The sequence below is a fragment of the Mesorhizobium sp. M0618 genome (genome assembly GCF_040320765.1).
Lineage (GTDB): Bacteria > Pseudomonadota > Alphaproteobacteria > Rhizobiales > Rhizobiaceae > Mesorhizobium.
In genome coordinates this window covers 1-14,568 of sequence record NZ_JAMYQH010000058.1, presented here as the reverse complement: position 1 = coordinate 14,568, position 14,568 = coordinate 1, and the positions used below count along the sequence as shown (strand labels likewise).

Below are 14,568 nucleotides of genomic sequence, written 5' to 3'. Positions count from 1 at the left end.
GGCCGAGGCTGATCTCGTCGCAGAGCAGCAATTGGGGGTTCGACATCAGCGCCCGGCCGATCGCCACCATCTGCTGCTGGCCGCCCGAGAGCGCGGTGCTGGGGCTCTTGCGCCGCTCGCGCAGGATCGGGAAAAGGTCATAGACGGCGTCGAGGTTCCACGGCCCCGGCACCTTGCGCGCTTGCCCGCCGACCAGCAGGTTTTCCTCGACGGTCAGCGAAGGGAACAGTCGGCGCCCCTCCGGCACCATGGCAATGCCGCGCTTCATGATCTCGGCCGAAGACAGCGCGCCAATCGGCTCGCCCCTGTGCAGCACCATGCCGGGCTCGTTGCCGATCACGCCCGTGATCGAGCGCATCAGCGTGGATTTTCCGGCGCCATTGGCGCCGATGATCGCCACGCATTCGCCCGCGGCCACGCTGATATCCACACCGAACAGCGCCCGGAACTGGCCGTAATTCGCGGTGAGGCCGCGCGTTTCCAGCATCAGACCTCGAGCCCCAGATAGATTTCGCGAACCGCCTTCGAGGCCATGATCTCATCAGGCGCACCGATCCCGATCACACGCCCAAAATCCAGCACGAGAAGCCGCTCGACCACCGAATTCAGGGCGTGCAGCACATGCTCGATCCAGATGATTGTCGTGCCCCTGGCGTGGATCGCCTTGATCGTCGCGACCAGGGCCTTGCATTCGCCCTCCGTCAGACCGCCGGCGATCTCGTCCAGGAGCAGAAGCTCAGGGCCTGTCGCCAGGGCGCGGGCGAGTTCGAGGCGCTTGCGGTCGAGAAGGCTAAGCGAGCCGGCCACGAAATTGGCCTTCCTGAGAAGCTCCGTCTCCTCGAGGATACCAGCGCAATCGTCGACCATCTCGGCCTCGCGTGCGCCGCGGCCGAAGGCGGCAGCGGTCAAGAGATTTTCGAACACGGTCAGCCCCTCGAAAGGCTGCGGAATCTGGAAGCTGCGGCCAACGCCCATGCGCACCCGCTCCATCGCCGGAGCACGGGTCACGTCGCGGCCGAGCAATTCGATGCGACCCTCATTTGCAAACAAGTTGCCGGTGATCAGGTTGAAGAGCGTCGATTTTCCGGCGCCGTTCGGGCCGATAATGCCCAGCGCTTCGCCGCGCGGCACGCTGACGGTCACGGAATCCGCAACCTTCAAGGCGCCGAAGGACTTCGAAACGTTTTCCAGCCTGAGTATCATCACTGTCATCCTTGGGTCGCGCCGAACGAGGGCGGCGGTATCAGCCGCCCTCGGCAGCGTCAGGCCAGGGCTTCCATCTTGCCGGCGGTGGGTATCTGGGAGGCGCCGGCGTTTTCGACGATCACCAGATCGAAGCCGCCACCGGCCTTCTTGCGCCACTGCCCGCCAACGAGCGGCGTCTTGCAGACGTTCTTCGCGGCGAAAGGTGGCAATCCCGCACCGCTCCAGGCCACCTTGCCCACTACCGTCGTCATGTCGGTGGCCGCTATCGCCGCCGCGATCGCCTCGGCATTGGTTGGATCCGACACGCGGCCCATGACATTGGCCGCCACCTCGAACAGCGAATGGACAAAACCGATCGGCTGGGTCCAGGGACGGCCGGTCTTGGCGGTGAAATCCGCAGCGAGTTCGGCCGAACTCTCGCCCGTCAGCGACGATTTGAACGGATGCGAGGCCGACCACCAGACCTCGGACGAGAGGTTGTGGCCGGCGTCGCCGAGCGTCTCGACCGATTGCGGGAAAAGGATCGCCTTGGCCACCGTCACCGCCTTGGGCTTGAAGCCCTGCTGGCGGGCCTGGTTCCAGAAGGTGGTGAAATCGGGCGGAATGACTACACCCGTGACGATCTCGGCATTGGCCGCCTTGAAGGCGTTGACCTGCGCGGTGAAATCGTCCGAAAGGTTCTGATAGCGGCCAGGATCGGCAAGGCTGAAGCCGGCAACGTCGAGGCCGGGCTTCAACCCATTCTTCGGGTCGCCCCAGGCATTGCCGTCGGCATCGTTGGGGAACAGCCCGCCCACCTTGCCGTTGGTGGAAAGCTGTTTCCACATGCCGGTGTAGACGGCGATGATGTCTTCGAGACCCCAGAAATAATGATAGGCGAAGTTGAAAGGCTTCCACGAGGCCGGATCGGCCGGACTGCCCTGCTGGCCGATGAACCAGGGCTGCCACGGCGCCATCGTCGAGATGACCGGCACGCCCTCCGCCTCGCAGGTGGTGGCCACAGGGTTGGTGTTCTCGGGCGTCGAGCCGACGAGCATCAGGTTGATCTCGTCATCGACGATCAGGCTCTTCGCCACCTCGGCCGCGCGATTGGGGTTCGACTGGCTGTCCTTGACGATGACATCGAAGTTCTTGCCCGCCTCCGAAGCGAGGAAGGCCTTGATGTTGTAGGCATCGCTCTCCGCAAAGCCGGCGAGCGGCCCGGTCTGCGGCGAAACATAGCCCAGGCGGATCTTGGCGCCTTGCGCGATAGCCGGCGTCGCCAGGCGCGAACCGGCGAGCGCCAGGCCCGTCGCCGCCGAGGCTTTCAGTAGGCTGCGTCTTGTGATCATGTGAAGTTCCTCCCTCTTGTTTTATTCTCAAGCCCCCGGACGGCGTCCCTCCCACGCCGACTGAAGGAGTTCCCTTATCGATCCCGGATCGATGGGCCTTGGATTCGCATAGGCATTCTTGACCGCGATCGCCGCCGCGCGGTCGAGATCGGTCTCCTCGATGCCGATCGCCTTCAAGCTCAGCGGAGAGCCGACCGACTGTGCGAAATCCCAGAGCCCGCCGCCCGCCGAGCCACCACCGAATGCGTCGGCGATCGGGCCCAGCAGATCGGGCACCGCCGCTTCGTTGAAGGCGGTCGTGTACGGCAGCAGAATGGCGTGGGTTTCGGCATGCGGCGTGTCGAACGAGCCGCCGAAGACATGCGCCAGCTTGTGATGCAGCGCCATCGAGACATAGCCGAGCGCGGTCGAGCAGCACCACGCCGCATAGAGCGCCTGCATCCGCGCCGCGCGATCCCGCGGATCGCCGATCAGCCTTGGAATGCCGTCCCGGAAGGCAACCATGGCATCCCTGCACATCAGCACGATCACCGGATTGCGATCGGGGGCATACAAGGCTTCCATCGCGTGAGCGATCGCGTTCATCGCCGAGGTGACGGTGAGACTGACCGGCAGGCTCAGTGTCAGATCGACGTCGTAGATCACCGTCTCGGGGCGAATGTCCGGCGAGCGGCGAGTGGTCTTCTCGCCGGCCGCCGTCTCGCCGAGGATGTCGGTCATTTCCGAACCGGCATAGGTGGTGGGAATGACCACCTGGTCGGCGCCGGTGCGCACCGCAATGGCCTTGCCGAGCCCGGTGGTCGAGCCGCCGCCCAAGCTGACGACCGCCGAAGCGCCGCTGCTGCGGAAGGCGTCGACGGCCTTTTCCGTAACCTCGACGGGCGTATGCATGACCGCGCCGGCAAATATCCCGGCGGCGAGGCCGCCAAGACTTGCGGCCAGTCTTTCCGCATCGCCCTTCTGATGCGGTGTCGACAGCACCATCACCTTGTCATGGCCGAGCCGCCGGACTTCCTCCTCGACCCGAGCCATGGTGCCGGCACCGAAGACCACCCGTGTCGTCAGGCCCGGAAAGGTGAAGCTGTCCATCATCGCGCCGCCTCCATGCGCGGGCCACGCCCGGCCGCGAGGTCGTCGAGCATCGTGCCCAGCATGGCAATCTCGGCGTCCGAGACCTCATGACCGCGGCCCGGGAACAGATCGGCCCGCAGGCTCGCGCCAATCCGGCCCAGCGATTGCGCGGCATCGGCAAACGCCGAGACCGGAATCCAGGGATCGGCATCGCCACCGGAAAGATAGATCGGCATTCCGGCCGGCGCGGCCTCCGATCTTTCGTCCGCCGGAACACCGACACGGCAGCCCGTGAAGGCCGCCAAAGCATCCGGCGGCGGCAGCCCCGCGCAGAGGTATTCGATCGACAGACACGCCCCTTGCGAGAAGCCCGCGAGAAGAAGCGGCAGTCCGGGCAGTTCGGCCCGCGCCGCGACCATTGCGGCCGCAAGGTGGTCGAGCGCGTCGGAAAGCTGCGCCCGGGCGACCGGCGTCAACGGGTCGACGGCACGCGCCTCCCACCACATGCCGTGTGGTGCACGCGGCAGGATAAAGGCCACGGCGGTCGCGGAAAGCCGCGACAGCACATGGGACTGCATCTCTTCGGGCGATTGGCCACGGCCGTGGACGAAGACGCAGATCGCCTTCGCCTCCGGGCCTCTTGGCCCAAGCCGGAGCGGACCGCTGCCTGAACTCACGTGAAATCCGCCTCTTCCAGGCCGACCTGCAATTCGCTCTCACGGTCCTTGAACCATGGCGGGAAGACCAGCGTCTTGCCGATCTGGCCCGGGGGCTCGTCCTTGGCCCAGCCTTCCGGCGTGGTCCAGGCAATTTCGAACAGCGCGCCGCCGGGCGAGCGGACATAGCAGGACTTGAAGTAGTTGCGGTCCTTCTGCTCCGATATATCCGTGAAGCCGAGACCCTCGATATGAGCGCGCAGTTTCAGCTGGTTCTCTTCGTCGCCGGTGTTGAGGGCGAGGTGGTGGATCGTACCGCCCGCCAGCGTCCAGGTGCCCTGCGGGCTGTCGCGGTCGACAATGACCTCCACGCGCTGAGCGACGCCGGTCGCGTCGGGCACGCGGAACACCAGTCCCTCATGGTCGTCAGCCTCTTTCTCCAGCGGCAACGCGATGGTCAGGAAGTCGTCCATCGCAGTGCGGTCCATCACCGCCACCACGGCGCCGTATATTCCCTTGATGCCGTGCGCCTTGCCGATGCCCTGCGCCTCGTTGGTGATCGGCGCGCGCGTATCCCTGTCGCTTTCCACCAGCTCGTGCGGAATGCCGCAGGGATGTGCGAAAGCCGCACGGTCGGCGCCAAAACGAGTGATCTTGATGGCCTCGATGCCGCGCGCGTTCAACCGGTCGACCCAGAAATCCGCGGCCCCCTTGGGAATCGACTGCATGATGGTGCGCGACTGGTTGGACCCGCGGCGGCCATAGACGCCTGGCTTGCGGAACGGGAAGGTGGTGATGATCGTCGAGGCATCGCCGTTGGGCGAGCCGTAATAGAGGTGATAGACAGGGATGACGCCGTCGAACAAGACGGTGCGCTTCACCGAATGCAGGCCCAGTGCCTTGGTATAGAAATCAAAATCTTCCTGAGCGCTGTCGGTCGAGAGCGTCAAATGGTGGTAGCCGCTGACACGTGCCATCGGTCATCTCCTCCCAGAGGTTTCGGTTTCGCCCCGCCGCTGTGGACAGAGCACGAGGTTGAGGTCGAGCGCGTGCTTCCGTTTTCCTCCGTTGGGCGGCAGCGCGCGGAACTCGGCCATGAGTTCGGGTTTGACCCCGAAAATCGCATCCCGGCCGATCGCAGGGTCCGACCGGTCGAAGATGTGGGTCGTCAGCGTCTCGAAGCCCTCCGCCGAGACGCGAAAATGGATATGGGCCGGCCGCTCGAGGCCAAGGCCAAGCGCTGACATCAATTGACCGACCGGTCCATCCGACGGCAGCGTGTAGCCCTTCGGCTTCACCGTCACGAAGACGAAGCATCCCTGCGGATCGGTGCGGAACCGTCCACGCAGATTGAATTCCGGCTGCCTGTCGGGTTCCTGGTTCTCGTAGAGACCCTCGGCATTGGCCTGCCAGATCTCGACCATCGCATCGCCGATCGCATCGCCGTCGAGCGCGACGATCCGGCCCGCAACCTCCAGAGGCTCGCCCTTGTGATCGCGCGAGATATTCGCGCCGAGCGGCATCTCCGGCACGTCGGCCCGGTAGAAGGGGCCGGCCAGGGTGTTTGGGGTCGCCCCAACAGGGCGCGGGCTGTTCTGATCCTCGATCAGCGACGACACGCCCAGGACGTCGGCGAACAGCACCCATTCCTGGCGCCGCGCATCGGCGTAGTGGCCAACCTCGGTCAGAAAATCGATCGCCTGCCGGAATTCCTCGCCCGAGGGTCGCAGCTCGACGATCAGCGCGTGCAAACCGTCGACGGCTGCCTGCGCCGCCGCCGCCAGGCGGGACTGGCCCATTGCCGTCAGGCGCCGTGAGAATTCCTCGGCCTGCGTCGAGATCGCCTTGGGGAATTCATCTCGCTTCGGGTCGTGCTGGCCGTGCATTCCGCCGGGGCCTCCCTTCCCCTTGCCAAGCGGGATAGCACGGCCCGACGCGATGCTTGATGAGATGTGGCGTCCCTTGTATAGCGTTTTGCTATGAAGCTGAACGAGCGCCACCTCATGCAGCTCGCCGCGGTGCTGGATGCCGGCGGCGTGTCGGAAGGAGCCGCTATGCTGGGCCTGACCCAGCCGGCGGTCAGTCGATCACTGGCCATGCTGGAGGCGCGGGTGGGCGAGCCGCTTTTCCTCAAGGGTCGCCGGCCGCTGCAGGCGACACCGCTCGGCTTCCAGTTGGCGGCGCAGGGCCGCACGATCATCACCGCGTCGCGCAAGGCGTCGGATGCGGTCCAGGGCTTCATGAAAGGCACGAAGGGCGTCGTCCGTGTCGGCGGCGTGCCCTTCTTCATGGATGCGATGATCAGCCGGATGATCGGAGAATTCCAGAAGCTCGAACCCGAGGTCACCGTTCAGCAAAGCTATATGAACCTGCCCGAGATGGTCGCGGCGCTGGAGAGCAACCAGATCGATCTCGGGATCGTGCCGATCGGCGTGCTCGACCTGGGACCCGGCTTCGAATTCACCGAAATCCTGCCCGGACGCAACGTCGTGGCTTGCCGGCCCGACCATCCCCTGCTGCGAAATCGCCGCCTCAGGGCGCATGACCTGACCAGCTTTCCCTGGGTAGCCCCCCTACCCGGCTCTCCGCTGATGTCGGACCTGCAGATGATCCTGATGAGCATCGGCATGTCGGACCTCAACGTCCGCTATTCGGGAGGCTCGCTGATGAGCGTGATCAACTTCCTTGCCGAAACCGATGCGCTGGCGGTGCTGCCATTCTCCGTGGTCTTCGCGCAGCGCAAGGAAAACCGGGTGACGGTGCTGCCCTATGAAATTCCGCAGCCCAGCCGCTCGCTTGGTATCCTGCGCCGGGTCAGCGGACCGCGCTCGCCCGCGGCAGAGCGCTTCGCGGGCCACGTCACGACCGCCTTCGAGAATCTGAAGCACATCATCAAACGGCACGAGAATGCCGTCGTCTGGGGGCGGTAATCCAGCCGACATGGCGCCCCTTACAGCTCCAAGAGCCAGGAGCGGACGTTTGGAGCAGCGAGACGATCGGGCGTCCATTGGCCAGTCTCGTTTTTCCCGAACGGGATCCCGGTTTGAGGAGCTGAAGGGCACACCGGTGAGCGCCAGTATCAGCGAAGCTGGTTCATGGCGCCTATTCAGCATCGCCAGCAATGAAGTGCGGCTCTCCCCCCATTCCGTGCAGGAATGGAACTCCCGTGCCTGTATTCGGTTGGGTACAAAGCCGGCGTCCCACACGCGCTGGCAAGGGTGCGCTGAGGTGACAGATGCTCGACGACGAAGAGGCCGAAGGTTTGTAAGTGCGAATATCGATCTTGGTTGAGCCTCCTATCACCGGTTTGCCTTCACCTCACGGCGAGGGCAACTCCGCGCGACCAGATCAGCTAATGTCCTCCAAGACCCCGGGCGTCATCTACGACATCAAGGGTCTGTTCCCCAGGCATGTTACGGATGGGCGCTTCTGATGAGGGTTCTGGTCACCGGCGCGGCCGGCTTCATAGGGTATCACGTAGCCAAGCGGCTGCTGGAGCGCGGTGACGAGGTCGTCGGCATCGACAACGTCAACGACTACTACGATCCGCAGATCAAGGAGGCGAGGCTGCGGCTGCTGGACGAGGCGAGCCGCAAGACCAATGCCGGCTATCATTTCATCCGCGGCAATCTCGCCGACAAGAGCGTGGTCGACGCCTGCTTTGCCGACCATGCATTCGACCGGGTGATCCATCTCGCCGCCCAGGCCGGGGTTCGCTACAGCCTGGAAAACCCGCATGCCTATGTCGAAAGCAACATCATCGCCTACACCAACATGCTGGAGGCCTGCCGCAACAGCGCCGTCGCGCACCTGACCTATGCCAGCACGTCGAGTGTCTACGGCGCCAACACCGACATGCCGTTTTCCGAACATCGTCCGGCCGACCATCCGCTGCAGTTCTACGCCGCGACCAAGCGCGCCAACGAGCTGATGGCGCACAGTTACAGCCATCTGTTCCGATTGCCGACGACCGGGCTTCGCTTCTTCACGGTGTATGGTCCTTGGGGTCGCCCGGACATGGCGCTGTTCCTGTTCACCAGGAACATCCTGGCCGGCGCGCCGGTCAAGCTGTTCAACAACGGCAATCACACGCGCGACTTCACCTATGTCGATGACATCGCCGAAGGCGTGATCCGCGCCAGCGACAGCCCGCCCACGGGCAATGCCGCCTGGGACTCCAGCCGTCCCGATCCGGCCACAAGCAGCGCCCCCTGGCGCATCTTCAACATCGGCAACAACAACCCGGTGAAGCTGACCGCCTATGTCGAGGCGCTGGAAAACGCGCTGGGCCGCAAAGCCATCGTCGAACTTTTGCCGCTGCAGCCCGGCGACGTGCCCGATACCTTCGCCGACACCTCGGCGCTGGAGCAGGCGGTCGGCTACCGCCCGACGACGACAGTGACCGAAGGGGTGGGGCGGTTCGTCGAGTGGTACCAGGCGTATTTCGGGCGGGGATAGACAAAGTCTTTGCAAGATCACGGCTGGCAAACTCGCCTCAGGCCACCGTCCAGTGATGCTCGATGGCTGCGCCAGCTCCTGCCAGCACGACGCCCACGGGATTGGCCGCCCCCCCGCAATTCGCACCACAGCAACACTGATCTTTGATGGGTGATGTTGCGGTTCCGCTCGCCCGCCATCCGCCATTCGCGTTCGTTTATTTCATTGGGCAAAAAACTACCGACAGCGGACAAACTGCCTCGCTATTCGAATGATGCGGTAGCGGCACATAACGCGCATGTTTCCTCCAGCCGGAGGCGCTTCATCCCCGCGCCGCCGGTTAGGCTCGACGGCCGCCCGCCCCCAAAAAGCCGTCGGGCCGCCAGAAATCCCGATCCTACTCGCCTCCCCTCCTCGCCATCACTGCGTAAACGCCTTGGACATCTGATCCGCAAATGGTTTCAACAGATAAGACCAGACATTGCGTTCATCGGTGCGGATATGAACCTCGGCGGGCATACCTGGCCTCAGCACCTTCGCTTCGGTCAGGCAGTTCGATTTGCTTTCAACCTTTATACGCGCCGAGAAATAGGAAAGCTGACGTTGCGGATCTTTAATCAGATCTGCCGAGATGTGTTTCACTGACCCTTGGCAGACCGGAGTGGTTCCCACGTCGAACGCCGGAAAACGGATCGATACCGGCTGCCCTGGCCGGACGTCGTCGACCCGCGACGGAGGGATCAGCGCGTCCACCACAAGATCGTCGGCATCAGGTACGATGGTCATGAGCATCTCGCCAGGCGCGATAACGCCGCCGACGGTATGGACAGCCGATTCCTGTATCGTTCCGGACTGCGGCGCGCGGATCGTTGTCTTGGTCAATTCATCCTGGGCCACAATCCTCCGTTCGTTGAGTTCAGTCTGCTTGGCTTCCGTCTCGCGGAGTTCGGTCGTCACGTCAGTGCGCCTTTGGTCATCCAGTTGCAGCATCTGCAACCCCGTTTCGCTGATGCGCGCCTGCGCTTCAGCTACTGCTGCAGCGAGGCGCCCCGATTCTCCCCTGGCCCGGGTGGCATCCAGCCTGATGTTGCTCACCCTCTCCTTGGAGACGAGTTTTTTGGCATAGAGGGAATCAACGTCGGCGAAATCCTTATTCAGCAGAGCAACCGATTCATCCACCGCGCTCTGTTGCGCTTTGAGGCCGTCGATCTGACGTTCAAGTTGCTGGGATTGGCTTCTCAACTGTGCCTTCTGTCCAGCCAAAGCCGAAGCGCGCGTTTCAAAGAGCGCGCGCTCGCCATTGACGAGCGCAGCCAGCTCCGGCTGGTTCATTCGCGCCTTCAGGCCGACCGGCAGTTGCATTTCCGCCAGGCCCGTTCGCTCAGCCTCCAGCCGAGCGAGCCGGACGGTCGCGCGATCGAGATCCTCACTGATGATTTGCAGGTTCGCGCGAGTCAGCGTGTCATCCAGCCTGACCAGCACGTCGCCGCCTCGCACATGATCTCCGTCCTGCGCGAAGATCCCGCCCACTGTGCCTCCGGTTTGATGCTGGACCTTCTTGACGTTGCTTTCCACCACCACGGTGGCTGGTGCAACCACAGCGCCGGCGATCTCGGTCAATCCCAGCCATAGGCCGCCGCCAAGGACCAGCAGACCGGTAATCGCCAAGCCGAATATCAGGTTGGCCCGTATACCGTCCGGCAGATCTGGCGCGCTCACGGCAGGCCGTTTGCTGCCACGAAGGGTCCGCGCATACGATGAGAAGGTGACGAATGTTTCGAGCAGACCTTCATGCATGTCCGGCAACACCCGGTATCGGCGCCAAAGAAGATGGCCGAGGTGAAACAGGCGGTGAAGGTCGGAGCACGTTCGCCAAGACCTGCTCGCGCGAGCCAAAGGCATGAACCGTTCCATTCGACATAACCAGTACCTGATCGATGTTGGCGAGTGCCGAAGGACGATGCGCAACGACAATGACGATGCCTCCGCGCTGACGCACTGCCCGTATGGCGCCGGCCAGGGCAGCGTCTCCGTCCACGTCGAGGTTCGAGTTCGGTTCGTCGAGCACGACAAGAAACGGCTCGCCATAAAGTGCTCGGGCGAGACCCACGAGTTGCCTCTGCCCTGCCGACAGGGCCGCTCCGCCCTCGCCTATGCGGGTCTGAAATCCCTGAGGGAATTGCATTATCATTTTCTCGACGCCGGCTGCTCTTGCCGCCGCAAGGACGCCTTTTGGATCCGTCTTGCCTCGGAACCTCGAAATGTTGTCTGCTACCGTGCCGTCAAACAACTCCACATCCTGCGGCATGTAGCCGATATGGGCGCCGAGCTGTTCCGAGTTCCATTGATCGAGAGAGGCGCCGTCCAATCTCACCGAGCCATGGAGCGGCTTCCACACTCCGACCAACGAACGCACCAAAGTTGTCTTGCCGGAACCGCTTGGGCCGATTACGGCCATCCCAGCGCCTCTCGACAGATGGAAGCTCACATTCACCACGGTTGGCTTTGGCAAGCCGGGCGGCGCAATGGTCAATTGCTCGACCGCAAACCGCGCCTGCGGCCGAGGCAACTCCATTGGCTCGTCCTGGCGGCCGAATGCCGCCATGACCGCTGCCAGCTCGGAATAGCTGCGCCGGGCCGACAGAAAGCCTCTCCAGTTTGCGATCGCAGCATCCACCGGGGCCAAGGCGCGGCCAAGCAAAATGGAAGATGCGATGATCACCCCAGGTGAAGCCTCGCCGCCGATCACCAGGTAAGCGCCGAGACCGAGAACACAGGACTGCAACGCCATCCGCAGGGCCTTCGACAGCGAACTGGCGCCACCAACGACGTCAGAGAGACGTTCCTGCTGGGCGAGATAGGCTCGGCTGACGTCGCTCCAGCGTCGAGCCAGTCGACCAGACAGCCCCATTGCGTGAACGACTTCGGCGTTGCGCCGGCCGGAATCGGCAAGCGCCCGCTGCGACAGCAGCTCCTCCGAGGCACGCGCGGCGGGGCCTCGGCTAAACACTTCCGCGATCGCTGTTAAGAGGACCACAGCGATCGCGCCGACCGTCGCCAGCAGGCCGAGCGAAGGATGGAGCAAATAAATGATCAGCAGATAAAAGGGGATCCACGGGGCGTCGAAGATGACCGTCGGTCCCGTTCCGGAGAGAAAGCCGCGCAGTCGGTCAAGATCGTGCAAAGGCTGCAGACGGTCCGCATCACGCCCTGCCTTGAGCGGCAGGGACAGGGAGATGGAGAACACCTTTTGCTGCAAATTCCTATAGAGACGGCTGCCGATGCGGACCAACACGCGAAGCCGCACGAAATCCAGAAGCCCATGGACCGCATACAGACCCAGCATGCCGATCGTGAACCCCACCAGGGTGGGAACGCTCTGCGACGGCAGAACGCGATCGTAAATCTGCAACATATAGACCGAACCGGTCAGAGCGAGAATGTTTATCACTGCCGAGAACAGCGCCACGCCAAGCAGCCCAGGCATGCAGGCGAGAATGGCGGAACGTAGCTCGGGAGAACCAGCCCCCGATGTTTTCATGACCAGCGGTCGTTCGCGCGACACTGCCGCGCCGTTACTTCCGTAAGTTGTGATGGCTCAAACCTTTCTTGATGCGCATAGCAGCCGCTATCCGTCGCCCCCCTTATTACGCTCTGCTTACATACGTCGACTTTGAGGAAAATGCAGCGGATTCGTGGCATGAACCGGCGAAACGCGGCCGCCGACGTCTCCCTGTCTGGGGATAACTTCACGAAAAATGACGATTTTCGCTAAAGGAACTGGTCAGAACGGAGCCGGCAAAAGAGGCGTATGTCCTTGCTCCCAAACACTTTCAAAGGTGCCACGGTCGGCTGAGCAAAATACCTGCTACTGAGCAACAACTTAGATCAATCAAACATTCTATCTCGCTGTGTTTCGTATTTGATTTCATCCTAATGTAGCAATCACCTAAGCAGACGCGGGGCATAAATCGAATCAACCAAAGGATCATTGGATGACACTCCATTATGCGTCCGGTGGATCAGCCACCGAAGTCGCAACCGCCGGGTTCAACCTGGTCGATGTTCAATATCTCTCGCAGGTCAATGCTTTGCCGGACGGCATGAAAGGCCTCGTCTATCTCGGCGCGCATGACGGCGTCACCTCCTCCTTCATTGAAAAAGTTACACCATTTCTGAACAACCCGAAGGTGTTCGGATTTTTCCTGATGGACGAGCCAGATCCCACCGGCAGGTGGGGCACATATGCAACTGCCGAAAACCTGAAAGCGGAATCGGATTGGATCCATTCCCATTTTCCGGGCGCCAAGACCTTCGTCACCATGATGAATATGGGGTCTCCTACAAATCCGGATTTTTCCAACACCTATAATCCGGCCAATACAGGCATCGACTATTACGGGTTGGACCCGTACCCGGTGCGCGATGACGTGAGCACGGTCGACTACAACATGATCGACAGGGCCGTGGGCGCGGCAGTGAAGTCCGGCATCCCGATCGACAAGATCATTCCGGTCTACCAGACTTTTGGCGGTGGCAACTGGACGACCGACACGGGCGGGAAGCATCAGATGCCAACGACGGAACAGATGCAAACGATGATAGATCATTGGGCAGCACTGGTTCCGTCGCCTGCCTTCGATTATGCCTATGCCTGGGGCTCGCAGAACGGAGACACAGCTCTGGAGAATTCGCCGGCACTGCAGGCCTTCTTCCAGCAGCACAACCTCCAAAGCACCGGTGGCTCTGCCGCCCCTCCAGCAAGCGATCCGATCGATACCCCGACCACGCCGCCAAGCGACGCCGGCGCCCCTGCTCCCGCCGCGCCGGCCCCGTCGGACAGCGATCATATATTCCATGGCACGCGCGGCGCAGACGTTTTTCACGCGACCACGGGCAATGACAAATATCTCGTCAACAATGCCCATGACAAGGTGATGGAAGCGCCAAGCGGCGGGGTCGACAAGGTCGTGGCCTCGGTGAGTTACGCTCTTACGGCGGGCTCACATATCGAGCAGCTCTCCACCGCCAGTTCGGGTGGCAGGGCGTCCATCAACCTGACCGGCAACGAGTTCGGTCAAGCCATCTATGGGAATGGCGGCGCCAACAAGATCAATGGTGGCGGTGGCGCCGACAAGATGACCGGCTATGGCGGCAATGACACCTATTACGTCGACAATGCCCACGACAAGGTGGTGGAGCAGAGAGGAAGCGGCGCCGATAAGGTTCTTGCCTCGGTGAGCTTCGCTCTTTCGGCTGGCTCGCATATCGAGCAACTCGCAACCACCAAGGCATCCAGCAAGGCCGCCATCAATCTGACCGGCAACGAATTCGGACAGACCATTCAAGGCAATGCCGGTAGCAACAAGATCGACGGCGGCGGCGGAGCCGATACGTTGAGCGGGCGTGGGGGCAGAGATGCCTTCGTGTTCAGTACCGCCCTTGGTGCTGGAAACGTGGACAAGATCACTGATTTCAACAAAGCCCAGGACAAAATCCACCTCGATCATTCCATCTTTGCCGGTCTCGATCAGGGGGGCCTCTCGTCGGACGCTTTCTTTGCCGGCAAAGCCGCGCATGACAGTTCCGATCACATTATCTACAACAGTTCGACGGGAGCTCTTTCTTTCGACAGCGACGGCGTCGGAGGCGCAAACCAGATCCATTTCGCGAGCCTCTCTCCGCATCTGTCGATTACCGCATCGTCTTTTCTGGTCACCTGAACCAGCCCAGCGAAGAAACGCTTTAAGAAGTGGGGGGGGGGGGCCGGCGGGGGCCGCACACAACCAAGATAAAAAGGGTGTAAAACACCCTAAGGGATTATAAAAAAAACACAAAAGCACCCCACGAACAATGGATAAAAACAT

12 protein-coding genes are annotated in these 14,568 nt (G+C 62.4%); 3 read left to right on the top strand and 9 right to left on the bottom strand.

The features are described from left to right. The 7 genes from NKJ04_RS33045 to NKJ04_RS33015 form a co-directional block, all read right to left on the bottom strand. Window positions 1–487: ABC transporter ATP-binding protein (locus NKJ04_RS33045; RefSeq protein WP_352680015.1), on the bottom strand; the 487-nt coding region annotated here is incomplete at its 3' end. Then, on the bottom strand, window positions 487–1,203 hold the full coding sequence (locus NKJ04_RS33040) for an ABC transporter ATP-binding protein (protein WP_032908626.1): 717 nt from the start codon (window positions 1,201–1,203) through the stop codon (window positions 487–489). The genes NKJ04_RS33045 and NKJ04_RS33040, both read right to left, overlap by 1 nt. A 59-nt stretch (window positions 1,204–1,262) precedes the next feature. Then, a complete protein-coding gene (locus NKJ04_RS33035; protein ID WP_352680013.1) occupies window positions 1,263–2,537 on the bottom strand; it encodes an ABC transporter substrate-binding protein in 1,275 nt (424 codons plus the stop codon). A 27-nt stretch (window positions 2,538–2,564) separates the two neighbouring features. Further along, window positions 2,565–3,629, bottom strand: a complete 1,065-nt coding sequence (locus NKJ04_RS33030; RefSeq protein WP_352680011.1) for a maleylacetate reductase — start codon at window positions 3,627–3,629, stop codon at window positions 2,565–2,567. After that, window positions 3,626–4,285, bottom strand: coding sequence for an alpha/beta hydrolase (locus NKJ04_RS33025; protein ID WP_352443267.1), 660 nt, complete (start codon window positions 4,283–4,285; stop codon window positions 3,626–3,628). Before NKJ04_RS33025 ends, NKJ04_RS33030 begins: the two co-directional genes overlap by 4 nt. Beyond that, a complete protein-coding gene (locus NKJ04_RS33020; protein ID WP_023808935.1) occupies window positions 4,282–5,241 on the bottom strand; it encodes a VOC family protein in 960 nt (319 codons plus the stop codon). The genes NKJ04_RS33025 and NKJ04_RS33020 overlap by 4 nt, the downstream gene beginning before the upstream one ends. Window positions 5,242–5,244: 3 nt before the next feature. After that, window positions 5,245–6,150 (bottom strand): dioxygenase family protein, encoded by a 906-nt coding sequence (locus NKJ04_RS33015; RefSeq protein ID WP_128302522.1) that lies wholly within the window; start codon window positions 6,148–6,150, stop codon window positions 5,245–5,247. 93 nt (window positions 6,151–6,243) lie between these two features. Here NKJ04_RS33015 and NKJ04_RS33010 point away from each other — a divergent pair, with 93 nt between their 5' ends. Together NKJ04_RS33010 and NKJ04_RS33005 are read left to right on the top strand one after the other, a co-directional pair. Beyond that, entirely contained in the window at window positions 6,244–7,194 is a 951-nt protein-coding gene (locus tag NKJ04_RS33010) for a LysR family transcriptional regulator (RefSeq protein WP_023808937.1), read from the top strand. Between the two features lie 502 nt (window positions 7,195–7,696). Further along, window positions 7,697–8,722: an NAD-dependent epimerase gene (locus NKJ04_RS33005; RefSeq protein ID WP_352680008.1), complete on the top strand. Its 1,026-nt coding sequence runs from the start codon at window positions 7,697–7,699 to the stop codon at window positions 8,720–8,722. A gap of 399 nt (window positions 8,723–9,121) precedes the next feature. Here the strand turns inward: NKJ04_RS33005 and NKJ04_RS33000 are convergent, their stop codons facing one another. Together NKJ04_RS33000 and NKJ04_RS32995 are read right to left on the bottom strand one after the other, a co-directional pair. Continuing rightward, the gene (locus tag NKJ04_RS33000; protein WP_352581652.1) at window positions 9,122–10,498 is read right to left on the bottom strand and encodes an HlyD family type I secretion periplasmic adaptor subunit; all 1,377 of its coding nucleotides are present in this window, start codon (window positions 10,496–10,498) and stop codon (window positions 9,122–9,124) included. After that, window positions 10,491–12,242 carry a type I secretion system permease/ATPase gene (locus NKJ04_RS32995; RefSeq protein ID WP_352680006.1) on the bottom strand — a complete coding sequence of 584 codons (1,752 nt, stop codon included), beginning with the start codon at window positions 12,240–12,242 and terminating at the stop codon, window positions 10,491–10,493. The genes NKJ04_RS33000 and NKJ04_RS32995 overlap by 8 nt, the downstream gene beginning before the upstream one ends. A gap of 562 nt (window positions 12,243–12,804) precedes the next feature. On the opposite strand from NKJ04_RS32995, the gene NKJ04_RS32990 reads away from it, so the two are divergent. Beyond that, entirely contained in the window at window positions 12,805–14,424 is a 1,620-nt protein-coding gene (locus NKJ04_RS32990) for a calcium-binding protein (RefSeq protein WP_245273057.1), read from the top strand. Window positions 14,425–14,568 lie beyond the last annotated feature (144 nt).